This is a genomic window from Bacillus sp. FSL R9-9492 (genome assembly GCF_038007365.1).
GTDB classification, from domain to species: domain Bacteria; phylum Bacillota; class Bacilli; order Bacillales; family Bacillaceae_G; genus Bacillus_A; species Bacillus_A mycoides.
The window spans coordinates 1356967-1383233 of sequence record NZ_JBBOXC010000001.1 but is presented as its reverse complement, the minus strand read 5'-3'; the positions used below and the strand labels follow the sequence as shown (position 1 = coordinate 1383233).

Here is a 26267-nt window from a genome sequence, read left to right as displayed (position 1 = left end):
TAACTGATTCATGAGGTGATGCACAATCATGCTACATAATGAACCAGAACACCCAGAAAGTTTGGAAAAAAACCAAGCGAAACAACCAAACTCCATGCCAAAAAACTTCTTAGTTCCTTTCTTACTTCTCTGTCTAAAAGACTGGAGTCTTCATGGTTACAAACTTATTCAAATGCTAATGGACATCGGCTTTTCTTCTGTTGACCAAGGTAATGTGTATAGGACACTACGCAAATTAGAAAAAGAAAATCTTATTTCTTCTACTTGGGATACAAGCGAAGGCGGGCCAGCGAAACGAATTTATTCTTTAACAGAATATGGAGAGCAATATTTAACAACATGTGCGACTTCTTTTGAACATTATCAAAATATGTTGCGGACGTTTTTCACGTTATACACCAATGCATTCTTTCCATTTTCTACTTCTCCAGAAAAGGATGAAAAGGATTCTTCATCTTCACCTGGTGGTACAGCAGAGTAATCTGCGTTCACAATACGCAAAAAAACATTTGGAGGTCAAACAATGGAAACTAAGCCATACGAATTAGTCGATGCATTTTGGAAAAACTGGTCTCAATCTCTTTCCCTCTTCTCTTCAGCTGGGAAACAATTAGAGCAACTTACTTTAGAAACGTTAAAACAACAACAAGACGCTTTGCATAAATTAACATCAGGAGTAGATGAACTAGAAAAAGAACTACACCAATTCACTGCTCAGTTCAATAACCAATATACAGACTATGTGAAGCAATTAACTGGAAACTCCTTAAATGATCAAATTAACGAGTGGCAAGAAAAGTGGAATGAGCTTTCTAATCAAATGCACCAACTTACTGTTTCGCCTACGAAAACATCTTTGTCTATTCTTACTCAAACTAGCGGCCAATTTGAAGAAACAACAAAACACTTTATCGAACAACAACAGTCGCAACGTGAAGAGGTTCAAAAACAGTTAGAAGTTTTTTTGGGAGAGTTCAAGTCCAAACAACTAGAACTCGCAAAGCAGTTCGAGGAAAACTCAAAAAATCTATTTACTTCCATCAAGTAAGAAAAATGTGGCAACTAACTGCAGCACAAACAAAACTCTTTCTTCCTCCTACTACATCAAGATGGCTTACATTTTTCGATATGGAAAAGAAGGAGGACAAAATGAATCCATTTCAAGAAGCACAAACTGTTCCGGAGCTTCGTTACGATGAGATTCAAGTCGGTGATCAAGCATCACTGACAAAAAAAATTACGGATGAGGACGTTATCAATTTTGCAAAATTGACTGGAGATGTAAATCCTATTCACATTCTAGACTCTTTTGCAAAAACGACAATGTTCAAAGAACGTATTGCCCATGGCATGCTCGTTTCAAGTTTTATTTCTACCATTCTTGGAACGAAACTTCCTGGCAAAAATACGATTTATTTATCACAAAACGTTTCATTCCGTGCTCCTGTCAAAATCGGTGATACACTTCGCGTTGTGGCAGAAGTTATTAAAAAACGGGACGATAAAAAAATTATCACATTGCAAACAAACATATATAATCAATCTGATGATATTGTCGTAGAAGGTACAGCGACAATACTGAAAAAAGAGTAGCAAATTTGCTACTCTTTTTTCTATCCAAGAACTTCTAATCACACCGTTTACTTCCGTGTATGAGTACGTCTTTTACACATAAAATAACATTACCAGATAGCACTTAGCTAAACTGGATTACTCTTTAAGGATGTGTATCAACATGGTGAAAACAAACAAATTACTAGTTCCGGGTGCAGAGCAAGCACTTGAACAATTCAAATATGAAATCGCACAAGAATTCGGTGTAAGCTTAGGATCTAATACAGCATCTCGTTCTAACGGATCAGTTGGCGGTGAAGTAACGAAACGTCTTGTTGCTTTAGCTCAACAACAATTACGCGGATAACTATATAACCTATGGCTTAGAGGCAGATATTCTCTGCCTCTTTCTTTTTTAACATACATAATAGTGCTTCTTCACATACTAGTAAGAGCAAATCGAAAGGAACGATATGTGAAATGAAACGGATTAACATTAGCATGAGTCCTCCCCGTGTTCTTACTGTATCTTTTATTATGCTATCAATTATCGGTACATGCCTATTGAAATTGCCAATTGCTACAACAACGTCTATTTCATGGCTCGATGCTTTATTTACAACGGTTTCTGCTTGTACGGTTACAGGGCTTGGTGTTGTGGACACTGGTAAAGTATTTACCTTATTTGGCCAATGTGTCATTTTAACACTTATACAAGTTGGCGGGCTTGGCATTATGAGCTTTGCTGTTTTAATCGCAATTATGCTCGGCAGAAAAATCGGCCTTCAAAACCGGATTTTATTACAACAAGCATTAAACCAAACAAATGTCGGCGGAATCATTCGTCTTGCAAAAGCATTATTTTTATTCTCTTTTACTGTAGAATGTATCGCTACTTTACTTCTCTCTTTTGAATGGGTACCAAAATATGGGGTTGCCAAAGGTATATATTACAGCTTTTTTCATTCTATCTCAGCCTTTAATAATGCTGGGTTTTCTGTGTGGAGCGATAATTTAATGTCGCACTCCCATAGCATTCTCGTCAATCTCGTTATTTCTTCCCTCATCATTTTAGGTGGGATTGGTTTTACGGTTATCGTAGATATAAAAAGAAAGAAAAACTTTAAAAACCTTACTTTGCACTCAAAGCTTATGCTCTCTTCTACTCTAATCGTCAATATTATTGCTACAGCTTTTATCTTTATATTTGAGTTCCATAATTCAATTTCCATGAGAGGTTTTACACCATTTGAAGAAGGTATGGCTGCTTATTTTCAAGCGGTTTCAACACGTACTGCCGGGTTTAATACTGTTGATATCTCTGCATTATCAAAACCTTCACTTTTATTAATGATGCTTCTTATGTTTATTGGTGCTGGCAGTGCTTCAACTGGTGGTGGGATTAAATTAACGACTTTTTTGATTATGTTTTTCGGCGTATTTAAATTTTTGCAAGAACAAGATGATATTGTCGTGTTTAAAAAATCCATTAAAGATACGCTCATTGTCAAATCATTAACGATTACTATTATTTCAATTTCGTTTATTTTTCTTTCCATTTTAATTTTAAGCATCACTGAGAAGGTTCCTTTATTAATGAGTGCTTTTGAAGTATTTTCAGCATTTGGAACTGTCGGCCTTAGCATGAATTTGACGCCACACTTAACAATTATCGGCAAAACAATTATTATCTTTATGATGTTTTTTGGAAAGATGGGGCCTTTAACATTAGCCTTTTCATTTGCACGTAAAAAACAAAGAAAAATAAAATATCCCAACGAAGATATTTTAACAGGTTGACAACCGTATAAATTATCCATATAATGAGAGTACAATAGCATATCTCCAAAGGGGAGTAGCGTCCAAGAACTATTTCTTGGAAACAAAGTCGTCATTACGTAGAACTTAGTTCTTCCGGCTTTGTTGGCATTTTCATTACATATGTCTAGCAAGACCTTTGCCTATCAACGGCAGAGGTCTTTTTTGTTTTCAAATTCCTTCCACCGTTGATACGCAGGAGTATGGGGAAACTAAACAGTGGGGAACTTCTTCACTTGTTTAGTCTTTATAGAAATGAGAGGAGAATGTACATGGATGTATCATTATTATTGGAGTATGGTTGGGTATTACTCATCCTAATTGCACTAGAGGGGATTTTAGCGGCTGATAACGCTCTCGTTCTCGCAATTATGGTAAAACATTTACCAGAAGAAAAACGAAAGAAAGCACTATTTTATGGATTAGCAGGAGCGTTCGTTTTCCGCTTCGGATCACTATTTATGATTTCGTTCCTAGTAGATGTATGGCAAGTGCAAGCAATTGGTGCGATTTATCTTATGTTTATCGCGGGGAATCACTTATTTAAAACGTATGTTAAAAAGAATACACATGAAGAAACAGAAGAAAAAGAAGCAAAGAAAAAACAAGAGAACTTTTGGTGGACTGTATTTAAAGTCGAAGTTGCTGATATCGCCTTCGCAGTTGATTCAATTTTAGCTGCTGTTGCATTAGCAGTGACTTTACCGAAAACAGGATTAGGTACGATTGGTAGTCTTGATACAGGTCAATTTATCGTTATCTTTACAGGTGGACTTATCGGATTAGTTATAATGCGATTTGCAGCAACTGCTTTCGTACAAATATTAAAACGTAAACCAGGACTTGAAACTGCAGCATTTTTAATTGTAGGTTGGGTTGGTGTAAAATTAACAGTTTATACGCTAGCACACCCTGCTTTAAATGTCCTTCCGCATTCATTCCCAGAATCCACTCCGTGGAAGCTTACATTCTGGATTGTATTAGTTGGAATCGCAGTTTGCGGTTGGTTCTTCTCGAAAGAAGTAGAAGTAAAAGTAGAAAAGAATTTAGACGAAAAAGCGCTGTAATTACAGCGCTTTTTCTTTTTTCTCGTTTCAATTCCCCTCTCTATTTTTAGAAAAAATTCCATTATACTACCTTTTGTAAACGCTTCCTTTCTAGATGTATGTCCTTTTTGTGAAATATTGCACAAACTTATTGAAACTATGAACAAATCCATGTACCTTATTCATATAAGGAGTATTTATAGACGATGTATTAAAGGAGCGTATTACTCATGCTAGAACAAGGATTAGATTACGTTGTAAAACTGGCTAAGAGCAAAAAACAAATGCTAGATATAAATCCAATGCAATATTTCATTCGTGCTGCACTTGCGGGCATTTATATCGGTTTTATTATTGTACTATGTTTTAAATTAGGTAACTTTTTTCATATTGCAGATTCACCAGCAACATATTTAGCTTCCTCCATGTTTTTCGGAATTGCTCTCGTACTTATTATATATGGCGGCGCTGAATTATTTACTGGCAATACGATGTACTTCACAGTGGCAACTTTAAGAAAAGAAACAACGATTTCTGATACACTTCGCAACTGGGTTGCTTGTTATGCAGGTAACTTAGCTGGCGCTTTATTCTTTGCCTTACTATTTTACGCAACTGGAATTTTCGAAGCAATTGATCACAGTCATTTAATGAATAAAGTTGTTGAAGGAAAGATGAATACACCTACAATGCAATTATTCTTTAAAGCGATTTTATGTAACTGGCTCGTATGTCTTGCCTGCTTCTTACCTTCTCAAGTGAAAGGTGACACAGCAAAAATATTAATGATGATGATGCTCGTTTTCACTTTCTTTTTATCTGGTTATGAGCATAGCATTGCAAACTTATCACTGTTTGCTTTATCTTTAGTATCACCACATCCTGAGACAATTTCTTTTGCGGGCGCTATTCATAACTTAATTCCAGTTACAATCGGTAACATTATTGGCGGATCCGTATTTGTCGGTATGGTATATCATTACTTAACAAAGAAAGCACCTGTTGTTGAACAAGAGAAAACTCAATTAGTTGGAGCTCAAACGGAGGAAATTATTCCTTTACAAGCACATATGAAACATTAAAAACTCCAAAGTTTTACTTTGGAGTTTTTAGCTCCCTACATATTTCAAGGCAATATAAGGATTAATTTCCCCGTTTTCCTTCCCTCTCTCTATGCTCTTTTTCATCTGATGCATACCGATGACATCATTTGTATGAAGGTGAATTTCATTAACATATAAACCTTCGTTGCAGAAAGCTTCTACGAAATCTAACCCACTTTTTTGTCGCCATCCCATATTATAATCGAGGGAAATAATATTCACCTCATTATCCCTAACAATTTGCAAGGCAGATTCTACTGTAGTTGCCAAAACATATCCGTATGGGCAACTTCTTTGATCATCCATATATACATTCATTTTCTATCTCCTCTCTATTTTGCATATGTGACCAACACATAACATATTGCTCCAAGGCTAATAAAAGGTCCGAACGGAATTGGAGTTCTTATGTTTATACGTTTTAGCGCTATACCTATCCCGAAAAAACAAAGACTAAAGCAAGATGCTAAAAATAAAATCATAAAAATCCCTTTCAGTCCCACTATAAATCCAAGCAGCGAAAGTAATTTTATATCCCCTCCACCAAGCCCTTCTGGATATATCTTTTGCATGCAATATAACAAAATGAATATAACGCCACTACCAACTATACTATCTGTCCAAGTGACTAACGGTACAAAAATACATTCTAAAATAAGCAAAAGCGAAAACCAAATTAAAATACGATTAGGTATTAGCATATATACTAAATCTGTAACTGAAATAATTAGAAGTAACGAAAAAAGCGATAAAATGATGATGAGCTCTCTTTCCATTCCAATTACATATACAGTAAGAAAAAATAAACTGCCTGTAACAAATTCAAATACTATGTACAAACTTGAGATTTTGCTCTTACAATTCGTACAACGCCCTTTTTGTATACAAAATGAAATGATTGGAATAAGTTCTTTCGGCTGTAACGTATACTTGCAGTAATGACAGTACGAACGCGGTGTAATAATAGATTCCCCTACTGGAACTCTCATCGCAATCACCATAAAAAAAGAACCAAACACCATACCTATTAACAATGCATATAAATAAGTGAACATCCCTTCCTCTCCTTTCCAAAAGAACATAACAAAAAAAGGAGAGAACTTCTACTTCATATTATCTTTATTCTATTAAAAAAGCAGGCCGTTTTCCGGCCTGCTTTCCCCTATTTTATACGATGAAATATACTGCTTTTAACGGCCCGTGTACTCCGACAACAAGATTCATTTCAATATCCGCAGAGTTACTTGGTCCTGTAATAAAGTTAATACAAGATGCGACTGCTTCACCTTTTTCCACACGTGAGTTCATATCCTGAACTGCTTGCGTAATACGAGGTACAAGTGTTTCACGTGGAATAATAGCAAAGTATACAGTCGGTAAAAAGTGTAAAGAACGCCCTTGTCCTTTATGACTTTGTACAACAATCGTACCAGATTCAGCTAAAGTATAATCACTAAATGCAATACCGATATTCGCTTTTTCCGCTATACGCATATTCTCTTCTTTTTTCTCAGGATCCCATACATTTACCTCAACATTTTGCTTTGGAAGCTCTTCTTTAAATAAAGAAGTCAATCCATAGGAATCAAAACGTTCATCTGCTGATAATATAATAGGTCCTCCGCCGTTTTCAACGATTACTTTTTGAATATCTTCACGTAAGCGGTCGTTTGTCGTTTCCACAACAGTTGTATGAATGTTTGTACATTGCTTTTTAAATACTTCTAACAATTCTTCTTGTGAATAATCTTTTAACGTTTCTACATTCACATTACTTTTCCATGCTGGACGTTCTACGCCTTCTGTTTTACGCGCGCGCCCAAGTTCTTTTGCGATATTATCTAGAAAGGACTCACGGTTTTGAATTAATCCTGTCATTATTTGTCCCCGCCTTTCTTATGATCTTTATACCAATCACGGAATCGTTCTTTACTTGGAGCTGGGAATTCACGAATATCCGTCCAGTTTTTAAGTGGTCCAACACCTTTTGATACACGGTTACCAGATGTAAATGGACTCATTGCTGCCGGTGCCATTTTCGATCCCATTTTATATAAAGCTGCTGAAGAAGCACCCATACTAAACATTTTCATTGCTAATTTTTCTGCAAGTGGGGCACGACCTTCTTGCTCAACGATGACTTGACGATGTTTTAATAATAAATCATGTAATGGAATTTTTACTGGACAAGCTTCTGTACATGCTCCGCATAAACTAGATGCATAAGGAAGCTCTTTGTAATCGTCATACCCACCTAAAAGTGGTGTTAATACCGCACCGATTGGTCCTGAATAAATAGATCCATACGAATGTCCACCAACGTGACGATATACGGGACATACGTTAACACAAGCGGCACAACGAATACATTGCAATATTGAACGGAATTCCGATCCAAGAATTTGAGAGCGGCCATTATCAACAACGACTAAATGAAACTCTTCTGGTCCATCTACCTCTTCCTCTTGAATTGGTCCTGCTACTGTTACATAACTTGTTAATTTTTGACCTACCGCACTACGACATAGTAAACCAACTAAAACATCTAATTCTTCCATTGTCGGAACCATACGTTCCATACCCATTACTGCAATTTGTGTTTTCGGAATCGACATGACAAGATCGGCATTACCTTCGTTCGTCACTAAACAAAGAGAGCCAGTATTTGCAACAGCGAAGTTACAACCTGTCACACCAATTTCTGCATCCATAAATTTCTCACGAAGTTGTTTACGAACAAACTTTGTCATTTCGTATGGATCATCAGAATTTTCATATCCAAGTTTTTCTTTAAATACATCACGAATTTGCGTTCTGTTTTTATGAAGTGCAGGCGCAATAATATGTGATGGTGGATCGTTATCTACTTGCAAGATATACTCTCCTAAGTCACTCTCTAACACTTCACAACCAATCTCTTCAAGGGCATGATTCATACTAATTTCTTCAGTTACCATTGATTTTGATTTTACAACTTTCTTCGCTTGTTTCTTTTTTGCAACGTCTTGAATATACTTTGCTGCATCCTCTTTCGTTTTCGCAAAGTAAACGTGACCGCCTCTTTTTGATACATTTTCACTTAACTGCATTAAATAATAATCAAGATTTTCTAACGTATGTTGACGAATTTGTTCACCTAGTTCACGCCACTCTTCCCAATTTCCCAACTCGTCAGCTGCTTTTAATCGATTTGTATATAAACGCGTTTGTGCAGAAGATACCGCTCCGCGCATAAACGAATCTTGAATTCCATCGCCAACGCGATCATTAAATTTTTTCTCACTGATTTTCATAGACATAGCTTATGTTCCCCCTTCATGAGCGACTATTCAAGACCTCAGCAATATGCATTACTTTTACTTCTTTTCCTAAACGCTCAATACGTCCGCCAATGTTTAACAAACACCCACAATCTGCACCGATTAAATAATCAGCACCTGTTTCCATTACACTATCTACTTTTTCATCTACCATTTGCTCAGAAATTGGAGTCATCTTAACTGAAAACGTTCCCCCAAACCCACAACAATTTTGCGCGTTCGGCAGTTCTCTCACAATTAATCCTTTTACGCTTGATAATAAAATTCCTGGTGCCTCTTTTACTCCAAGCAGGCGTGTCATATGACAAGATTTATGAATAGTAGCTATCCCTGGTAAACTTGCACCAACATCTGTAACTTTTAAAACATCTACAATAAATTGTGTAAATTCATATGTTTTATCAGCAACCTTTTGTGCACGTTTAGCCCACTTTGGATCATCTTTAAAAACATGCGGATACTCATGAAACATTGTCGCACAAGATCCAGATGGCGTAACGATATATTCTGCATCTTCGAAAGTTTCAATCATATGTTTCATCGCTTCTTTTGCTGCTTCTACATGGCCGCTATTATAAGCAGGCTGACCACAACAAACTTGTGCTTCTGGAAATTCAATTTCACAACCTAAACGCTCCAATACTTCAACTGTTGCTTTACCGACGTTTGTTTCAAACATATCGACTAAACAAGTAACAAATAAAGTAACTTTCATAACTATAATTCCCCCTCATTACAACTCCGCCAAAAATCATATGGTCATCAGATGACTAAGATTAGAAGAAGTAGGCTCAACCATAGCCTATCCTCTCCCTCTTCTAAAGAAAACGCTTACTTAATCTCTCTCTATTTTATCAGAAAATTAGATTTTTAAAAGATTAAATTACGAATTTATATCGCTTTTACCTGTGACAATATGTTCTACATTTGTTAAATGATCTAGCATCGCTTGCTGCGCTAATTCCACATCTTGCTTTAACACCGCATCATATATAGATTGATGCTCTTCTAAAAGTCGTTCTGATGTTGTTTGTTCACCATATAAAATAATGCGTCTTGATTCACCAATCGTTTCAGCAATCATCTCTGAAACATGATTCATGAGCTCAAGCAAGATGTTATTATGCGAAGATTCTGCAATTCCCATATGAAAATGAAAGTCTGCTTTTTCGCCAGCCTTCTCATCTCCAATGCTCTTTGCCATTTCATCTAACCACTGCTTCATATTTTGCAAATTAGCTTCCGTACGTTTTGCCGCTGCCGCTCGAACTGCCCCCACTTCGAGCACCTTCCGTACTTCTAATAAATTCAAAATATCCTCTTTCTTCATTAATAACTTGTTATTTAGTGATTTTGTTAATGAAGAAGGATCGAAATTCCTTACATATGTACCTTCTCCTTGTTTCATTTCAATTAAGCCCATTGCTCTTAGCGCACTTAGCGCTTCACGAACAGCAGATCTGCCAACTTGAAACTGCTCAGCTAATTGATGAACAGGAAGTAGTTTGTCACCAGGTTTTAACGTACCATTTTTAATCATTGTTAAAATAGCTTCAGATACTTCTTCGTAAATTTTTTTCGGTTTAATAGATTTGTACTCCAGTTAAATCACCTCAGTATCTTCCAAACAACAATTGTAACGTTTTATAAGAACTTAGCATCCATAACTATTTTAGAACGAATTAGTAAGAAGTACAAATGTTTTGTTCATAAAATAGTCAAATTTTTGATATTTGTTTGATATTAATTAATACATTTACGCGTAACTATTTACCTTCAATATGAAGAGCATATTCCAAAAGTTAGAATATGCTCTCCTCATCTTGTGCTTTTAATTTAATACTAACTGTCGTGCCCTTACCTTTTTCACTTTCTATTCTCCACTCACCGTCATGTATATGAACAATTTGCCTTACAATTGCAAGACCTAAACCTGTTCCACCATGTTGACGACTTCTCGCTTTATCTACTCGGTAAAAGCGTTCCCCCAGATTTTCTAAATGCTCTCTATCAATACCTATTCCTGTATCTTTTATGTGCAATTCACAATAATCATCGATTTGCTTTAATGTTATTATGATATCCCCGTTTTGATTTGTATAACGTATCGCATTATCTAATACATTATGAAGTACTTGTTGCATACGATCCTCATCAATCATTACGATAATTTCAGGATTTAAATTCGTTGAAATACGAAGGTTTTTTTCTACAAACTGTAACTCGTACGTATTTAGTACATCTTCAATAAGCTGTGAAAAAACGATAGGTTGTTTCTTTAAGGGGAAGTGTTCACCTTCTAGCTGCGCTAGATCTAATAAATCATGAACGAGGCGCTGCATGCGACCTGCTTCTTTATGAATAAGTTGCGTTACTTTTTCCTGCTGCGGCCCCTTCGCTACACCGTCTAAAATAGCTTCACTATATCCTTTAATATAACTAAGCGGTGTTCTAAGTTCATGCGAAACATTAGCTAAAAATTCCTTACGCTTTACATCTTCTGTTTCTAAGGAATTTGCCATTTTATTAAAGGCTTTTCCCAATCGTCCAATTTCATCTTCTGAAGAAATTGTAATCCGCTCTGAGAAATCTCCAGTAGCCAAATGATTTGCAACTCGTTCCATTTGCGAAAGCGGTCTCGTAATGGCGATAATAATTTTTCTACCAATCCATATTGTAATTAAAATCATTGCAAGTGCTAACGGCCCTAAAATAAGACCCATATCAAATATTAAGTCTTTTATACTTTTTAAAGGAATATAAGAGTATACAATACCAACTAATTTTTTATTATCTAAAACAGGGATGACAACACCCATAATATTACGATCAAAATGTTCTTCATACCCTATCTTTGTCACAGTTTTCCCATCTAATAGCGCCTGTCTATCCCCTTCACTTATAAGAGAATGATGGTGAACATCAAAAGGCAAACATGCGCTTAAATCACGCGGATTGTATACGAAAAGGACATCTGAACTAGATATTTGATCATATGCCCTTACTTTCTCTTCAAAAGTGGATACTCCTTCACGTTTATCATATTGCGTGGCAAGACGTTTCCCTTCCATTACTAATGAATCTTTTAAATTATCAACGTATAACTTTTCATATGAGTATAAAGATACAAAATAAAGAAAGGAAACTGTTACACATACTGCACATACTACTGTAAGCCAAAGCTTTTGTACCATCGTAAACATACGTTACACCTCAAATTTATAACCTACACCCCAAACGGTTTGAATGTAGTTTCCACTTTCTCCTAGCTTTAGACGCATCGTTTTCACATGCGTATCTACCGTTCTTGTACTTCCTGCATAATCATATCCCCACACCTTTTCAAGCAATTGTTCCCGGCTAAATACTTGTCCATTATGTTGGCAAAGAAAATATAGTAAATCGAACTCTTTTACCGTAAGAGGAATCGTCTCACCATTCGTCTCGACCCTCCTACTTTTTTCATTAATAAGAATCGGTCCAAATTGAATCTCTTCTTGCTGTTCTTGCTTTGTATATCGTCTTAAAACAGCTTCCATACGAGCAATTAGTTCCCCAGGACTAAATGGCTTTACAATATAATCATCTGCTCCCATACGTAAGCCGTTCACCCTATTCCACTCTTCACCTTTTGCTGTTAAAAATATAATAGGTACATCCGACGTTTTTCGAATCTCTTTACAAACTGAAAGCCCATCCATCTCAGGCATCATAATATCTAGTACAACGAAATCATAATGATCCGTCTCTAATTTTCGAAGTGCCTCTTTTCCATTTTCAGCTTCTCCCCACTCGTATCCGAAGTTATCTAAGTACATTCCGACAAGTTGCCTCATATCACTTTCGTCATCTACGACTAGCACGTTATATTTACTCATTGTCCTTCCCCTTCTCTCTCTATGAGTTGAAACGGTCCTTTTCCGACTTTAATTGTTTGTTTTATTTTCATATTCTTCATATCCATTACGCATACTTCATCGCTATCATAACTAGCTACATATCCTTCTGCACCGCTTTTCAAAAATGCAAATGGATTAGATCCTACTTCTGCAAATCCTACCTCTTGATACGTACTTGCATCAAACTTTCTAAGCGTATTTGAACCGTGACTTAGCGCATATACATACTTATCATCCTTTGTTATATTCACAGGCATAAACGGAGCATGTAAAGAACGCATCATCTCTCCGCTTTGTAAAGAATACACTAATACTTTCTCATTCACTTGACTTCCATCACCATGTCCACCAATCCATATTTCTTTCCCATCAGCGCTAACCGTTGCTCCTGTTGATGCTGGTGGAATCATAAAGGACTGTATCACTTCTTTTTTCTTTGTATCAATGGTCGTTAGTTTCGTATCATAAAAGTTGAGTACAGATAACTGGTTATGATGCTCTACCATCGTTATCGGCCCTTTTCCTGTTGAAACACTCCCTGTCTCTTTTCCTTTTATCGTAAAGAACCTTACCTTTTGTTCATTTTGATCGGCAGCAAATAATTGTGTTCCATCATCTGATGCGATAACATTAGCAATTCCTTTTCCAATCTTATATTTGTCCACTTGTCTTCCTTCTGCTAGTGAATATACATACATATATTCTAATTGCTTACCATAAACAAGTATTTCCTCGCCATTTGGAAGTAGCGTAACCCCCGCAAGCGGCTCATTTAATTCCCATGTTGTTAATAGCTTCTTTGTTTTTTTATCAATAAAACTAATACTACCTTCCTTTATATTCGTTGTTATAATAACACTTTTATCTTTAGCAATCGGTGTATACGAACTTCCTTGACACCCTACTAATAGAAATAAAAAACAGAGAAGAAAAACATACTTTCTCAAAAGATTCCCTCCATCTTCGGATGATTTCGTTATAATTGTAAAATAACAAATAAATGTGTGGAAAATGTGAAATCTTCCTTTATTAATAAACTTACATATATAATGTACAACAAATAGAATTTGAGGTGTGTAAATTATGCTTTTTCCTGATTTAGCGAATAAAATTGTACGTGAAGTACGCAGATTAATTACTGAAAACATTATTATTATTAATATACAAGGCGTTATTATCGCAAGTACAGATGCGGAAAGAATCGGTCAATTTCATGAAGGTGCACTCCGCTGTGCGAAACAAAAGAAAACTGTCATTATTACAAAAGACGATGAACGACGACTGCAAGGTGTAAAAGCTGGGATGAACCTTCCTTTACTATTCCATGACGAAGTAATCGGCGTGATTGGAATTACAGGAGAACCTGAAAATATTTCACAATACGGAGAAATATTACGTAAGATGACCGAATTATTAATTCATGAAAACTACTTTTTAGAACAACTAGAACTTGAGCACCGTTCTTATGAAGCATTTGTCTTTGATTGGCTTCAAAATACAGACTGGTCTCCAAGTTTTCTCGATCGTGCAAAAACGCTTGGCATTGATTTATATAAGAAGAAACAACTTATTTTATTATCAATCGCCCAAGATAATACGATGCTCCAGCGTAAAATTTGGCAACATATGCGCAACATTTTAGCAAAAGAAAATTTATTTGTTCGCTGGGGAAATGATCGGTTTATTTTGTTTACAACAATCCAATCCAAAGAGCAAACCTTTCAATTTTTAAAACGGTTAAAACAAGACTGTGAAACTTTATTTTCTATTACTTTATATATCGGGATTGGACAAACAGTTACGCCAAGCAATATGAACTTATCGTACGAACAAGCATTACGCGCCCTTTCAGTATCACTTGAAACGAAAAAAATTGTATTTAATGAAGATTTACGTTTAGAAATGTGCTTACAAGATATTTCTACTGAAACTCGAGAACAGTTTCTAGAGCGTACCATTGAAAACTTAGTATCATCTCCTGAGCTTATGCACACTTTACGTTTATTTATCGATTATAACCAATCTTATAAGCAGACAGCTGAGCAATTACATATACACATTAACACATTGCATTACAGGCTAAAAAAGATTGAAGAACATACAGGACTTGACCCGAAACAATTCAAAGATTTAAATGTTTTATACTTCGCACTCCTCTTATTAGATAATCATACAAAAAATAACGATAAAATTGATTAATCTTTAGATGATTGTACATAGAAAGAATCCTCCAACTTTTTTATCATTATAATGAAAGCACTGTTACAACGTTTTTTATTATGACGAAATACGTTAACAGTTTGAGGGGGATTTCCAATGTTAGAAAAGCAAATTATTGATTCATTCGTATCTATTGTTGGCGAAGATAATGTAGATACATCCAATATGGGGCGTTTAACTTATAGTTATGATGCCACTCCAAACTTCCAAGCGATGCCTGATGCAGTCATTGCTCCTCGTAATACAAATGAAATAGCAGACGTGTTAAAAGTGTGTAACACTCATAAAATCCCAGTATACGTTCGCGGGTCTGGAACAAATCTTTGCGCTGGAACGTGTCCACTTGAAGGTGGTATCGTCCTTATTTTCCGCCATATGAACAATATTTTAGAAATTGACGAAGAGAATTTAACAATTACTGTACAAGCTGGTGTTATTACACTTGATATTATTAAAGCAGTAGAAGAAAAAGGTTTATTTTATCCACCAGATCCAAGCTCTATGAAAATTTCTACAATCGGCGGTAACATTAATGAAAACTCCGGCGGATTACGTGGTTTAAAATATGGCGTAACACGTGATTATGTAATGGGGCTTGAACTTGTCTTACCGAACGGCGATATCATTCGTACTGGTGGTAAATTAGCAAAAGATGTCGCTGGTTATGATTTAACTCGTTTATTTATTGGTTCTGAAGGAACACTTGGTGTTGTTACGGAAGCTATATTAAAACTTGTCCCTATGCCTGAAACGAAGAAAACGATGCTTGCGCTATATGAAGATATTAACGAAGCTGCTCGAGCTGTTTCTGCTATTATTGCAAATAAAATTATTCCGGCGACACTTGAGTTTTTAGACCAACCAACAATTGAAGTTGTAGAAGAGTTTGCACAAATCGGTTTACCAACTGACGTTAAAGCAATTTTATTAATTGAACAAGATGGCCCGCCCGAGGTTGTCAATCGCGATATCGAAAAAATGGCTAACGTTTGCCGTGCTATGAATGCGGTCGATGTTCGCGTTGCAAAAGATGAAGCCGAAGCAGATGCGCTTCGTACAGCACGCCGTAGTGCACTATCAGCACTTGCAAGACTAAAACCGACAACAATATTAGAAGATGCAACTGTACCACGTTCACAAATCGCTCCAATGGTTGAAGCAATTAATGCAATTGCAAAGAAACATAATATTCCTATTTGTACTTTTGGTCATGCTGGTGATGGTAATTTGCATCCGACTTGTATGACAGATGCCCGTAATGAAGAAGAAATGCATCGTGCCGAACAAGCTTTTGCTGAAATATTTGCGAAAGCGATTGAGCTTGGTGGTACGATTACTGGTGAACATGGTGTTGGCGCAATGAAAGCTCCGTATTTAGAAATGAAATTAGGCAAAGAAGGTATTGCTGCTATGCAAGGGATTAAACAAGCCTTCGACCCAAACAACATTATGAATCCTGGAAAGATGTTCGCGAAAGACTCTCGTAAAAGAGTGGTGGTTGAGCGATGACCACATTAAATAAAGAAAACATTCAAAAGGAATTTAAAGAACGATTAAGTGAAGATGAACTACTAAACTGTATGCGATGCGGCTTTTGTTTACCAACTTGCCCTACTTACATTCAATCTGGGTATAAAGAATCACATTCCCCACGCGGACGTATCGCCTTAATGAAAGCCGTCGTTGATGGTTTAATTGAGCCGGATGAAGATGTTGAAGATACATTAAATGTTTGCCTTGGCTGCCGCGCTTGTGAACCTGTTTGTCCATCTGGTGTGAATTATGGACATTTATTAGAAGAAGCTCGTGATATTATTAATCAAAATAAAAAGTTCTCCATGCCCGTGAGAGCTGTTCGTAAAGTTGTTTTTGAAGGACTATTCCCGCATCAAAACCGAATGCGAACATTAACAGGACTAATCGGATTTTACCAGCGTTCTGGTTTACAAACGCTAACACATAAAACAGGTATTATGAAGTTATTCCCTGAAACACTTGCAACGATGGACCTCGTTTTGCCAAAAGTCCCTAAAATGAAAGCAATGAAAGATCGTCCTGAATTTTTACCTGCTGAGGTGGCAAAGAAGAAACAAGTTGCATTCTTCACAGGCTGTTTAATGGATACGATGTTTTTAGAAACAAATAACGCAACGATGAAACTTCTTCAGTTAGCTGGTTGTGATATCGTTATTCCGAAAACACAAAGTTGCTGCGGGGCATTACATGGGCATGCTGGTGAAAAGAGTGGAGCAAAAGAATTAGCAAAACGAAATATAGAAGCATTCGAAGATTTAAACATCGACTATATTATTACGAATGCAGGTGGTTGCGGAGCTTATCTCGTAGATTATGATTATTTACTAAAGGATGATCCAGAGTGGGCAGAACGCGCAAAGCAGTTTGTTTCTAAAATTAAAGATATTACTGCTATACTAGTAGAACTAGATTTCCATAAACGTAATGACTTACGACTCACGCCGCAAATCATTACGTATCAAGACTCTTGTCATTTACGTAATGTTATGCGAACATCTTCTGAACCTCGTATGTTACTAGAGGCCATTCAAGGCGCAACATACCGCGAAATGAAAGATGCGGACCGTTGCTGTGGTTCTGCTGGTATTTATAATATTGTCCATTCGGAGTTATCAATGGAATTTCTAAATTACAAAATGGATCGTGTGCATGAAACAGCTGCAGCGACAATTGTTACTGCAAATCCTGGGTGTCTATTACAAATGAAACTAGGTATTGAACGTGAAAAAATCTCTCATAAAATGCGCGGAATTCATATTGTAGACTTATTATTAGAAGCAATTGAAACCAATTCGTAATAACTCGTAACATACGTAATAATAGGAAAACGGCTATCTCCTTCGTCTATGTAAAGAGATAGCCGCTTTTTTGTCCGCTACAACATTAAAAATATGTTACTTTATTATAAAAAAGAACAACAGAAACATTACAGTTTTGTAAAAATACATCCATTATATTCCTCAAAAAAAATGCTAAAATCATTGATACAATAGGATTCTTCATTTTTAATATAGGTACATTTATCCAAAAACCCCCTCTTAAAACCAAGTATAAAAATGCTAAAAATTCCTTTTATACTCTATGTTTCTCTTATTTCATCCCTTTCCTCCTCTTAGGATAAATTAGGAAATTTTTAAGTCTATGAATTTTTTTCCATCTTTTTTCTCGCAAATTGTATGCTACGATGAATTGGTCAGTCAGACAGGCTGTCAAAAACAAATCGTGTGAAAACAAATTAAAACTTTATATAGGGGGACACACATCATGAAAAAGCGTGTTTTATTATCTGTAGCTGCTGCAACAGCTCTTACTTTAGGAGTATCTTCTTTAGATGCACAAGCTGCAACAGTACAACCATCTAACGTAAAGGTTCAAAATATTCAGCATTCAAAAATGATGATGAAGCAAATGAGCCAACAAGAATTACAAGCATTCTTACAATCTATGGGAGTTGAATCATTAGCACAATGGAACCAAGGACAATTCCAACAAGATTGCTTCATTCCTGGTCAACAGCCTACTGAAAATGTTGTTACTGAACAACCAACAGCTAAGCCAGAAGCTCAAAAGCCTGCTGAGGAAACTCAAAAACCAGCTGAACAAAAGCCTGCTGAAGAAGTTGCTAAACCAGAAGCTCAAAAACCAGCTGAAAACAACAATACTCAAAACGAAACACAAAAACCAGCTGAGCAAAAGCCTGCTGAAGAAGCAAAATCTTTAAGCGAATTCGAACAACGCGTTGTTGAATTAACAAACGCAGAGCGTACAAAACAAGGCTTATCAGCATTACAAATCGATACTGAATTAAGCAAAGTAGCACGCATTAAGTCTGAAGATATGCAAAAAAACAACTACTTTGATCATAACAGCCCTACATACGGGTCTCCGTTTGACATGATGAAGAAATTTGGTATTTCTTATAAATCTGCAGGTGAAAACATCGCCCAAGGACAACGTACTCCAGAAGAAGTTGTACAAGCTTGGATGAACAGTGCCGGACACCGTGCAAACATCTTAAATAGTGGCTTCACTCATATCGGTGTTGGTTATGTAGAAAGCGGCAACTACTGGACACAACAATTTATTACGAAGTAAATAAAAAAAGAGTCTTCTCCTAGAAGACTCTTTTTTTATGTTTCATAGCTTTCTAATATGTATGCGTATAAAATATAGAACATAAACAAAATAGACCCGCAGCTTATTACACTAATTAACAAGTAAAATCCCCACTTTAGGCTCAAAAGCAACGAAAATAATATGCTGCATGCCATCACTTGAAAGATTCGCCTACTAACTAAACGGATTTTTTGTAATTTGATCGGTTCTTTCTCTCTATCCTTCACCTTTTTAAACACTTTACTAAACATAAAAAGAAACATACTAATTCCAACCGTTAGTCCTGTCTGAAAGGATATAATACTTCCCAAATTAATAAAGAGAATTAGTATATGGACAAACATCATAAATAAAGTAATACTCTTTATAAATCCATTTATAATGAAATACTCCCCTTCATTAAACTTATATATATTATGCAAAATAACATATACTAATCCATGTAAAATAATAATAAGGACAGGGATAAATAATACGACCACTTGTTTACTCATAAACTCGTTCGCTCCACCATTCTCGTTCCAATGCACTGCCATACGATTTGGTAAATATGGATAAATACATAGAGTAAGTAAAAGACAAGCGAAAAATATCCCTAGCATATATTTATATTTGATCAAGTAATTCTCACCTCTCTTTTCTCTTAACGGCTTCGCCTCTTTTAGAGAAATCCCTGCAAAAATCTACCTTTTTCAACTTTAAACTTACACTTTACCTATTTTCTCTTTCAAATTTTTTCATTGTATCGTTTAAATTTGTAGGGAAAGGTACGTCAACAACGATCTCTTCTTTCGTAATCGGATGCAAAAAATTAATCTTCATCGCATGTAACGCTTGCCCGGACATATATGTTGTTTGCCCACCATATAATACATCCCCAACTAATGGATTTCCATTATAGCTCATATGAACGCGAATTTGATGTGTTCTACCGGTTTCTAACTGTAACGTTACGAGCGTCGCATTTTGTTTTTTAAAATATTTCTCTACTTTATAGTACGTTATAGCTTTGTCTCCCTTTGGAGAAACACGGCGCCTTGTAGCATGATGTCGATCTCTTCCGATGGCCGCGTCAATTGTCCCTTGCTTCTTTTTTACTTTTCCTTCAACAAGTGCCGCATACGTTCTTTTAATTTTCCGTTCCATTAATAAACGATCCATAATTGCACCCGCAATTCTATGTTTTGCGAATACAACACCACCTGTCGTATCTTTATCTAATCTATGGATATGCCGAACCTTCGTCTCTAAACCTTGCATTTGAAAATGAAAAGCAACAAGATTGGCAAGTGTTCCCGTCCCATTTTTTTCAGAAGGATGTGTATCCATTTGCCCCTGCTTATTTACAATGAGTACGTGATCGTCTTCAAACACTACATTTAATTCACCATATTCCGGCTCTACGCCGTACTCCTCCTCCATAAACATATGAACTTGTAACTTATCTCCTTCTTTTAAAAGTTCATTCCATCTCCTTTGTTCTCCGTTAACAGTAACACCTTTTTCCATACGAAGCTGATGTAATAACTTTTTTGGTACTTCCCATTCTACTTTTAACAACGACTCAATACTTATACCATTCCACGTCGCTGGAACCGTAATTTCGCACCATTCGCCCTTTTTCTTTGTTTCCATACTATAATCACCTTATTTCTATTGATTCTCTCATTGTAACGGAAAACATACTTTGATGCACCGTCAAAAATAGAGGACAGCCTTATAATCGACTGTCCCCTCATGCTCTAAGCCTTTTCATTTCCTGCAACACTTCTTCAGCTTTTTGTTCATACAATAAATCTTTAAAGAAATCCGCCAATCGTTTATAGTCGTTGTACGTATCTAATAAGTCGTCTATTTTCTCTCCTTTCATAACTTGTTGCTTTTGCTTCATTTTTACTGGATAGCGATACCCCGATACTTCTTGTATTTTGTAATACTCATCCTCTACTTGAATGACTTTTACAAGTTCCTCTTCTTCCGCATCCATCGTATACCCGTCAAAGTCTCTAAGCAGTTCATAAATAATATGAGTCCATTCATCTTTTGGGTAAAACCCTTTTTCCAACCGATAACCGACAATGCGATACATATGCCCATCGTTTTCAGCAAACTGTACTGTATCATTTAGCTTAAACTTAAAATAACGAAACATTGCCTTCACCTACTTGTATGTAATGTTCTTATCACATACTATGCGCAAAATATGGGCCCTGCTATTCATAAAAAAAACTCATCTTATAGATGAGTTTTTTTTATGATGATTTTTCTCTTTTCTTTCGAAATGGTAGCCACCAGTTCCAATCCCCAAACAATTTCATTAAACTTGGTACGAGCATAAGACGGATAATTGTTGCATCAAGAAATATTGCTAATGCAACCCCAAGCCCCATCTGCTTTACTGGTAAAATATCAGTAAAGGCGAACGCACCGGTAACAACAATCATAATTAAAGCGGCGGACGTAATAATTCTACTTGTCGAAACAAGTCCTTCTAACGTTGCTTGATCGTTATCTCCTGTTTCTTCATAAAGCTCATGAATACGTGAAATAAGAAATACTTCATAATCCATGCTAAGCCCAAATACGAGGCCGAAAATAAAGATTGGTAATACAAATAAAACTGAACTCTCTTCTAATCCGAAATGACCACCTTCAAATAACCAAATTACAATTCCAATTGTTGCACTCAAACTAAGTACGTTCATAATAATAGCTTTAATTGGAATGAGTATAGAGCGGAATGCGAATAATAAAATGACAAAGGTTGATCCAAATATAACAGACATACCAATTGCAACTTTATCTTTAATTTCATCTTCTAACTCTTGCTGGAACGTCGTCATACCGCCCAAATAATAAGTAACATCATTTTCTTTATAATTCTTTTTGAAATCACGAACCCATTGTTTTGCGGTTTCTGTACTTGGCTTCGTATCCAAAAAGACTTCCATTGTTGTTTTATTCCCTTTCGTATACGCTTCAAATACAGGAGCTATTTTCGCAGCTTCTGGCGACTGTAACATTCCAGCAACTTGATCTGCTTTCATTCCATTTAGCCCGTCATATACACTTTTCACCTTATATACTTGCTTATCGTCTTTTAACTTTTGAACAACAGCTTCTATCTTTTGTAAACTTTCTTTTTCTGTTATATTTTTCTTCGTCTCTACTACTAATGTAACATCAGCGTGTGTTTGGACAGTTTTATTAAAGGCTTCTTCATACTTCTCAAATGCAACTCTCGTATCACTCTTTTCAGGTAACGCTTCAACACCAGGAAACTGCAAGTTAGCTGTACGTAGCGGTAATAAACAAATAACAATAAATGTTGTAACAACAATAATCATAACGATTGGATGTTTCATTACAAACTGTGCAAATTTACGCCATACATTTGATGGGGTAGGCGCCCCCTGATTCTTTTTTAATATCCTTTTACCAATTAAAGATAATAACGCCGGAAGAAGTGTGAGCGAAAACAAAATGCTCATAATAACGACAATCATCCCGCTAATAGCAACAGACTGAATATAATCTATCTTAAAGAAAAATAAGCCTGATAAACCGACGAATACACATAACCCTGAAAATACGATAGCACGCCCTGCCGTTTGATACGTAATCGCTATCGCTTCTTTCACTGTTCTCCTCGCTACTTCCTCTCGAAAACGATTTACAAATAACAGTGCAAAATCAATTGATAATGCGAGCCCAATCATCGGCGCAACATTTAACACGAAAATAGATAGCTCTTTATCACTACCTATAAAATATAAAATCCCCATCGTACTAATGACACTAAGCGCACCATTTACAATCGGTAAAATAGAAGCAATCAGACTACCAAATGAGAATAATAGTACGAGAAAAGCAATAGGTAATCCAATCATCTCTGCTACTTTTAAATCATTTTGCGTTCTTTCATTAATCTCTTGATTAATTTTCGGATATCCTGTCGGTGTTACTTTTAATACGCTATTACTTTCCTTCTCGATTTTTCCGGCAAATTGTAATGTCTTTTCCATTCGTTCTTTATTTGTTTTCCCGGAAAATAAAATCGTCGCATAACCGATATCATCTTGTATCATCACTTTATTTTCTATCGGATGATGAAAAGACTCATACGTTTCTTTCTCTTGAATATGTTTTATAATTCCCTCTATACCTTTTTGAAACTCCTCATGTGAAGCATTCTTGTTCTTCTCAAAAATGAGTAAAAGTGTATCCTGAGACTGCTTAAAATCTTTATCTAAAATTTCCTTCGTCTTTTGATAATCCCCTTCTGTTTGGAAACCATCACCGCCCAATACTCCTGGAAGTTTTGGAGCAAAAATACCGAGCATTATCGCAAGTAGTAGTAATGCTACAATTACTGTATAACGAAATTGATACAAAAAAGTTCCTAACTTCCCCCACTTATCAATTTTATGTACATTTGTCTTCACACATTTTCACCTACTTTATATAATTCACTTGTCATTTATACTGTATCACATCTCCCCGTAAACAAAAAACGTCTAGAAAAACTATAATACTAGTTTTTCTAGACGTTTTTCTATCTCTCGTTATTAAGTCCCAATCTCTCGGTAAGTAAACGATGACAATAAATTGCGATGATTAACAAAATGCCACCTACGCAGTAACCTGCTAAAATATCGGTTGGATAATGAACATTTAAAATGACTCTACTTAATCCAATCAATATAATTAATATGCCCATTGAAATCGTAATACCACATTTTCCAGCTACACTCTTCAAATTCGCAGCAATGATATAGGCAAGAAAACCAAATGTTATAATAGATAGCATTGCATGTCCACTTGGGAAGCTATACCCAAGTGCGTCAAGTGCCTCATTTAATGATGGGCGGTCTCTTTTTGCAATTTCTTTTATTCCCTTATTAACAAGGTGTGTCATTAATATAGCCATTGGGTACACAATCATAGCAGCATAATAACGCTTTTTCCAAAAAACGAGCAAACTTATAATTAGTGTCGTTATAACTCCAATTGCAGATCCTAGCTTTGTAAAGTAGGAGAAGAATGTAAGTGAGCTTTCCGTTTGCAATCCTTTTACCATATCACGTACGTATGTATCCATCATTGTAACACCACCTACATATACCCTCCAAGCGATGATACTAAATAGAACAAACAACAAAATGATACACATTAATTCATACTGATGTAACTTTTTCTTCAATCGATTTCCTCCTACTATGAAAAAATGCGATTTCTACTTTAGAAACCGCATTTTCTTACTTATTTACCTTTTGTTTTCAGCTCTGTCCAGTAGCGATCGTAGTCTTTTAACTTATCGTCTACATCAACAAGCCACTCTGTACGATCTAATTCTTCTTTTGTTAAGAAGATCATGTGATTATCACGATATTCTTTACTATGAAGAGGATGAGCTTTTTCATTTGGATTACTGTAACCAATTGACTCGTAGTTTTTCACACTTACTTTTTCATCTAATAAGTAGTTCATAAACTTCTCTGCAAGTTCTTTATTTTTCGCACCTTTTGGAATTGCTAACGTATCAGCCCAAATTGTGCCACCTTCTTTTGGTACAACGTATCCTACATCTTTATTGTCTTTCGCAATGAATGCTGCGTCTCCAGACCAAACTGTCCCGATCCAAGCATCTTCTGTAATGAATTTTTGTTTAATGTTATCTGTATCGAATGCTAATAAGTTTGGAAGTAGCTTCTGTAAATCATTTGACGCTGTCTTTAACTGTGCATCCTCTTTCGTGCTATTAGAGAAACCGTTTTTCTTAAGTCCCATTCCTAATACTTCACGAGAATCGTTTAATAAAGTAACATGTCCTTTATATTTCTCGTTCCATAAATCATTCCAGCTTGTAGGTGTTTCTTTCACATACTTTTTATTGTATGCAATTCCTGTTACACCCCAAGTATATACTAGAGAATACTTATTCTCTGGATCAAACGCAGGTGTTTTAAAGTTAGAAACAAGGTTCTCGATGTTCGGGATATTCTTCTTATCTAAAGGCGCTAATAAGTCCATCTTCGCCATCGTTTTCACCATGTAATCAGATGGCTGAATTAAATCATATGTCGCGCCACCAGCTTGTAATTTCGCAAGCATTTCCTCATTACTTGCATATTTATCGTAGTTAATTTTCACGTTATATTTCTTTTCAAAATCTTTTAAAACTTGCTCATCAAAATTGTCAGCCCAGCTATAAATGTTTAATTCTTCTTTTTTCTCACCACAACCAGCAAGTACACCTGCAGCAAGACTGAAGCTAATTGCTATACCAGCTAATCTCTTCACTAATTTCATCGGTTTATTACCTCCTCGTTCTTTCTATATCATTCGTATTATAAAGGAAGGTGTCCTCCAGAGTTCTCTTCACCGTCTGCACCTTTATTACGGAAGATTTCCGATAGCACCATTAATCCTACAATTACAACAATTAATATTGTAGAAAGAGCATTAATTTCAGGCGATACTCCACGCTTAACCATACTATAAATGTATAATGGCAATGTTGTTGATCCTGGTCCTGATACGAAGAAACTAATTACAAAATCATCAATCGATAATGTGAATGTTAATAATGCGGCTGAAATAACTCCTGGTGCAATTGCTGGAAACGTTACATAACGAAACGTTTGCCACGGCGTTGCTCCTAAATCGTTTGCAGCCTCTTCTAAATCACGTCCCATACTAGAAAGACGTGCCGCTAAAATAACAACAACAAATGAAATACTGAATGTAATGTGTGCAATAATAATTGTTGTTTTTCCAAGTTCCATACCTAATTGACTAAATAGGATAAGTAAAGATAATCCCATTAAAATATCAGGAATTAAAATTGGTAAATATACAAGACCGTTAATGGCCCCTTCAAAACGATATTTGTAACGGTGTAATGCAATAGCAAAAATCACACCAAGAACTGTCGTCACAATTGTCGTTATAACAGCAATCGTCATACTATTTACAAACGCATCAATAACATCTTGTTTTTGAAATAAATCTGTATACCAATGGAGTGTAAAGCCCTCCCATTCCGCATTAATGCGAGAATCGTTGAAGGAATATACCATTAAAACCATCATTGGAAAATACAAAAACAATAAGATTAACCAAGAATAAGAAACTAAAAACTTCTTCATTTTT

Annotated in this window: 27 protein-coding genes and 1 riboswitch; of the genes, 11 read left to right on the top strand and 16 right to left on the bottom strand. The window is 35.9% G+C overall.

What is annotated here, in order from left to right; genetic code table 11:
• Positions 1–28 precede the first annotated feature (28 nt).
• The 7 genes from phaQ (at position 29) to MKY70_RS06960 (ending at position 5500) form a co-directional block, all read left to right on the top strand.
• Positions 29–481 carry a poly-beta-hydroxybutyrate-responsive repressor gene (gene phaQ, locus MKY70_RS06990; protein WP_000903018.1) on the top strand — a complete coding sequence of 151 codons (453 nt, stop codon included), beginning with the start codon at positions 29–31 and terminating at the stop codon, positions 479–481.
• 42 nt (positions 482–523) lie between these two features.
• The gene (gene phaP, locus MKY70_RS06985) at positions 524–1048 is read left to right on the top strand and encodes a polyhydroxyalkanoic acid inclusion protein PhaP (RefSeq protein WP_002011575.1); all 525 of its coding nucleotides are present in this window, start codon (positions 524–526) and stop codon (positions 1046–1048) included.
• Positions 1049–1149: 101 nt separating this feature from the next.
• The gene (locus tag MKY70_RS06980) at positions 1150–1593 is read left to right on the top strand and encodes a MaoC family dehydratase (protein ID WP_001067911.1); all 444 of its coding nucleotides are present in this window, start codon (positions 1150–1152) and stop codon (positions 1591–1593) included.
• Between the two features lie 142 nt (positions 1594–1735).
• A complete protein-coding gene (locus MKY70_RS06975; RefSeq protein ID WP_000241212.1) occupies positions 1736–1921 on the top strand; it encodes an alpha/beta-type small acid-soluble spore protein in 186 nt (61 codons plus the stop codon).
• 113 nt (positions 1922–2034) lie between these two features.
• Entirely contained in the window at positions 2035–3354 is a 1320-nt protein-coding gene (locus MKY70_RS06970; RefSeq protein ID WP_033708914.1) for a TrkH family potassium uptake protein, read from the top strand.
• A gap of 38 nt (positions 3355–3392) precedes the next feature.
• A riboswitch (yybP-ykoY riboswitch) is annotated at positions 3393–3565 on the top strand.
• Between the two features lie 79 nt (positions 3566–3644).
• Positions 3645–4439, top strand: a complete 795-nt coding sequence (locus MKY70_RS06965; RefSeq protein ID WP_002011580.1) for a TerC family protein — start codon at positions 3645–3647, stop codon at positions 4437–4439.
• Positions 4440–4648: 209 nt separating this feature from the next.
• Positions 4649–5500, top strand: a complete 852-nt coding sequence (locus tag MKY70_RS06960) for a formate/nitrite transporter family protein (RefSeq protein WP_002011581.1) — start codon at positions 4649–4651, stop codon at positions 5498–5500.
• A gap of 27 nt (positions 5501–5527) precedes the next feature.
• On the opposite strand, the gene MKY70_RS06955 is transcribed toward MKY70_RS06960, so the two are convergent.
• The 9 genes from MKY70_RS06955 to MKY70_RS06915 all read right to left on the bottom strand — a co-directional run bounded on the left by MKY70_RS06955 (position 5528) and on the right by MKY70_RS06915 (position 13687).
• Entirely contained in the window at positions 5528–5839 is a 312-nt protein-coding gene (locus MKY70_RS06955) for a cyclic-phosphate processing receiver domain-containing protein (RefSeq protein ID WP_002064363.1), read from the bottom strand.
• Between the two features lie 14 nt (positions 5840–5853).
• The gene (locus MKY70_RS06950; RefSeq protein ID WP_341023774.1) at positions 5854–6576 is read right to left on the bottom strand and encodes a prepilin peptidase; all 723 of its coding nucleotides are present in this window, start codon (positions 6574–6576) and stop codon (positions 5854–5856) included.
• 112 nt (positions 6577–6688) lie between these two features.
• On the bottom strand, positions 6689–7399 hold the full coding sequence (locus MKY70_RS06945; RefSeq protein WP_002030525.1) for a LutC/YkgG family protein: 711 nt from the start codon (positions 7397–7399) through the stop codon (positions 6689–6691).
• A complete protein-coding gene (locus MKY70_RS06940; RefSeq protein ID WP_002011586.1) occupies positions 7399–8820 on the bottom strand; it encodes a LutB/LldF family L-lactate oxidation iron-sulfur protein in 1422 nt (473 codons plus the stop codon). Before MKY70_RS06940 ends, MKY70_RS06945 begins: the two co-directional genes overlap by 1 nt.
• A gap of 16 nt (positions 8821–8836) precedes the next feature.
• Positions 8837–9556: a (Fe-S)-binding protein gene (locus MKY70_RS06935; RefSeq protein ID WP_088034997.1), complete on the bottom strand. Its 720-nt coding sequence runs from the start codon at positions 9554–9556 to the stop codon at positions 8837–8839.
• A 168-nt stretch (positions 9557–9724) separates the two neighbouring features.
• Positions 9725–10414: a FadR/GntR family transcriptional regulator gene (locus MKY70_RS06930; protein WP_201053587.1), complete on the bottom strand. Its 690-nt coding sequence runs from the start codon at positions 10412–10414 to the stop codon at positions 9725–9727.
• Between the two features lie 229 nt (positions 10415–10643).
• Positions 10644–12044: a sensor histidine kinase gene (locus MKY70_RS06925; RefSeq protein ID WP_088034999.1), complete on the bottom strand. Its 1401-nt coding sequence runs from the start codon at positions 12042–12044 to the stop codon at positions 10644–10646.
• 3 nt (positions 12045–12047) lie between these two features.
• Entirely contained in the window at positions 12048–12719 is a 672-nt protein-coding gene (locus tag MKY70_RS06920) for a response regulator transcription factor (protein ID WP_002126137.1), read from the bottom strand.
• A complete protein-coding gene (locus MKY70_RS06915; RefSeq protein ID WP_088035001.1) occupies positions 12716–13687 on the bottom strand; it encodes a YncE family protein in 972 nt (323 codons plus the stop codon). The genes MKY70_RS06920 and MKY70_RS06915 overlap by 4 nt, the downstream gene beginning before the upstream one ends.
• A gap of 136 nt (positions 13688–13823) precedes the next feature.
• Between MKY70_RS06915 and MKY70_RS06910 the strand changes: the two genes are divergently transcribed.
• The 4 genes from MKY70_RS06910 to MKY70_RS06895 all read left to right on the top strand — a co-directional run bounded on the left by MKY70_RS06910 (position 13824) and on the right by MKY70_RS06895 (position 19091).
• On the top strand, positions 13824–14939 hold the full coding sequence (locus tag MKY70_RS06910) for a CdaR family transcriptional regulator (protein WP_002140915.1): 1116 nt from the start codon (positions 13824–13826) through the stop codon (positions 14937–14939).
• Between the two features lie 117 nt (positions 14940–15056).
• On the top strand, positions 15057–16469 hold the full coding sequence (gene glcD / locus MKY70_RS06905; protein ID WP_088035015.1) for a glycolate oxidase subunit GlcD: 1413 nt from the start codon (positions 15057–15059) through the stop codon (positions 16467–16469).
• On the top strand, positions 16466–17794 hold the full coding sequence (locus tag MKY70_RS06900) for a (Fe-S)-binding protein (RefSeq protein ID WP_088035017.1): 1329 nt from the start codon (positions 16466–16468) through the stop codon (positions 17792–17794). The genes glcD and MKY70_RS06900 overlap by 4 nt, the downstream gene beginning before the upstream one ends.
• Positions 17795–18260: 466 nt before the next feature.
• Positions 18261–19091 carry a CAP domain-containing protein gene (locus MKY70_RS06895; RefSeq protein ID WP_088035019.1) on the top strand — a complete coding sequence of 277 codons (831 nt, stop codon included), beginning with the start codon at positions 18261–18263 and terminating at the stop codon, positions 19089–19091.
• A 35-nt stretch (positions 19092–19126) separates the two neighbouring features.
• Here MKY70_RS06895 and MKY70_RS06890 read toward each other — a convergent pair whose 3' ends face one another.
• From MKY70_RS06890 to potC, 7 genes are all read right to left on the bottom strand, one after another.
• Entirely contained in the window at positions 19127–19732 is a 606-nt protein-coding gene (locus tag MKY70_RS06890) for a DUF1648 domain-containing protein (protein WP_088035021.1), read from the bottom strand.
• A gap of 91 nt (positions 19733–19823) precedes the next feature.
• Positions 19824–20747: an RluA family pseudouridine synthase gene (locus MKY70_RS06885; protein WP_088035023.1), complete on the bottom strand. Its 924-nt coding sequence runs from the start codon at positions 20745–20747 to the stop codon at positions 19824–19826.
• 100 nt (positions 20748–20847) lie between these two features.
• Positions 20848–21264: a hypothetical protein gene (locus tag MKY70_RS06880; protein ID WP_002126125.1), complete on the bottom strand. Its 417-nt coding sequence runs from the start codon at positions 21262–21264 to the stop codon at positions 20848–20850.
• A 100-nt stretch (positions 21265–21364) separates the two neighbouring features.
• Complete coding sequence (locus tag MKY70_RS06875; RefSeq protein ID WP_341023771.1) at positions 21365–23557, bottom strand: MMPL family transporter; 2193 nt, start codon at positions 23555–23557, stop codon at positions 21365–21367.
• A 110-nt stretch (positions 23558–23667) separates the two neighbouring features.
• Entirely contained in the window at positions 23668–24315 is a 648-nt protein-coding gene (locus MKY70_RS06870) for a phosphatase PAP2 family protein (RefSeq protein WP_113710101.1), read from the bottom strand.
• 59 nt (positions 24316–24374) lie between these two features.
• On the bottom strand, positions 24375–25424 hold the full coding sequence (gene potD, locus MKY70_RS06865; protein ID WP_060751346.1) for a spermidine/putrescine ABC transporter substrate-binding protein PotD: 1050 nt from the start codon (positions 25422–25424) through the stop codon (positions 24375–24377).
• Between the two features lie 38 nt (positions 25425–25462).
• On the bottom strand, positions 25463–26263 hold the full coding sequence (gene potC, locus MKY70_RS06860) for a spermidine/putrescine ABC transporter permease PotC (protein ID WP_328025904.1): 801 nt from the start codon (positions 26261–26263) through the stop codon (positions 25463–25465).
• Between the last annotated feature and the right edge of the window lie 4 nt (positions 26264–26267).

What these genes read in the sequence shown, in the direction of transcription:
- MKY70_RS06960 (WP_002011581.1), top strand. Translation starts at nt 4,649, where the DNA reads ATGCTAGAACAAGGATTAGATTACGTTGTAAAACTGGCTAAGAGCAAA.
- MKY70_RS06945 (WP_002030525.1), bottom strand. Translation starts at nt 7,399, where the DNA reads ATGACAGGATTAATTCAAAACCGTGAGTCCTTTCTAGATAATATCGCA.
- MKY70_RS06965 (WP_002011580.1), top strand. Translation starts at nt 3,645, where the DNA reads ATGGATGTATCATTATTATTGGAGTATGGTTGGGTATTACTCATCCTA.
- potC (WP_328025904.1), bottom strand. Translation starts at nt 26,263, where the DNA reads ATGAAGAAGTTTTTAGTTTCTTATTCTTGGTTAATCTTATTGTTTTTG.
- MKY70_RS06925 (WP_088034999.1), bottom strand. Translation starts at nt 12,044, where the DNA reads ATGTTTACGATGGTACAAAAGCTTTGGCTTACAGTAGTATGTGCAGTA.
- MKY70_RS06920 (WP_002126137.1), bottom strand. Translation starts at nt 12,719, where the DNA reads ATGAGTAAATATAACGTGCTAGTCGTAGATGACGAAAGTGATATGAGG.
- potD (WP_060751346.1), bottom strand. Translation starts at nt 25,424, where the DNA reads ATGAAATTAGTGAAGAGATTAGCTGGTATAGCAATTAGCTTCAGTCTT.
- MKY70_RS06950 (WP_341023774.1), bottom strand. Translation starts at nt 6,576, where the DNA reads ATGTTCACTTATTTATATGCATTGTTAATAGGTATGGTGTTTGGTTCT.
- MKY70_RS06970 (WP_033708914.1), top strand. Translation starts at nt 2,035, where the DNA reads ATGAAACGGATTAACATTAGCATGAGTCCTCCCCGTGTTCTTACTGTA.
- glcD (WP_088035015.1), top strand. Translation starts at nt 15,057, where the DNA reads ATGTTAGAAAAGCAAATTATTGATTCATTCGTATCTATTGTTGGCGAA.
- MKY70_RS06935 (WP_088034997.1), bottom strand. Translation starts at nt 9,556, where the DNA reads ATGAAAGTTACTTTATTTGTTACTTGTTTAGTCGATATGTTTGAAACA.
- MKY70_RS06895 (WP_088035019.1), top strand. Translation starts at nt 18,261, where the DNA reads ATGAAAAAGCGTGTTTTATTATCTGTAGCTGCTGCAACAGCTCTTACT.
- MKY70_RS06975 (WP_000241212.1), top strand. Translation starts at nt 1,736, where the DNA reads ATGGTGAAAACAAACAAATTACTAGTTCCGGGTGCAGAGCAAGCACTT.
- MKY70_RS06900 (WP_088035017.1), top strand. Translation starts at nt 16,466, where the DNA reads ATGACCACATTAAATAAAGAAAACATTCAAAAGGAATTTAAAGAACGA.
- MKY70_RS06980 (WP_001067911.1), top strand. Translation starts at nt 1,150, where the DNA reads ATGAATCCATTTCAAGAAGCACAAACTGTTCCGGAGCTTCGTTACGAT.
- MKY70_RS06940 (WP_002011586.1), bottom strand. Translation starts at nt 8,820, where the DNA reads ATGTCTATGAAAATCAGTGAGAAAAAATTTAATGATCGCGTTGGCGAT.
- phaP (WP_002011575.1), top strand. Translation starts at nt 524, where the DNA reads ATGGAAACTAAGCCATACGAATTAGTCGATGCATTTTGGAAAAACTGG.
- MKY70_RS06955 (WP_002064363.1), bottom strand. Translation starts at nt 5,839, where the DNA reads ATGAATGTATATATGGATGATCAAAGAAGTTGCCCATACGGATATGTT.
- phaQ (WP_000903018.1), top strand. Translation starts at nt 29, where the DNA reads ATGCTACATAATGAACCAGAACACCCAGAAAGTTTGGAAAAAAACCAA.
- MKY70_RS06885 (WP_088035023.1), bottom strand. Translation starts at nt 20,747, where the DNA reads ATGGAAACAAAGAAAAAGGGCGAATGGTGCGAAATTACGGTTCCAGCG.
- MKY70_RS06910 (WP_002140915.1), top strand. Translation starts at nt 13,824, where the DNA reads ATGCTTTTTCCTGATTTAGCGAATAAAATTGTACGTGAAGTACGCAGA.
- MKY70_RS06880 (WP_002126125.1), bottom strand. Translation starts at nt 21,264, where the DNA reads ATGTTTCGTTATTTTAAGTTTAAGCTAAATGATACAGTACAGTTTGCT.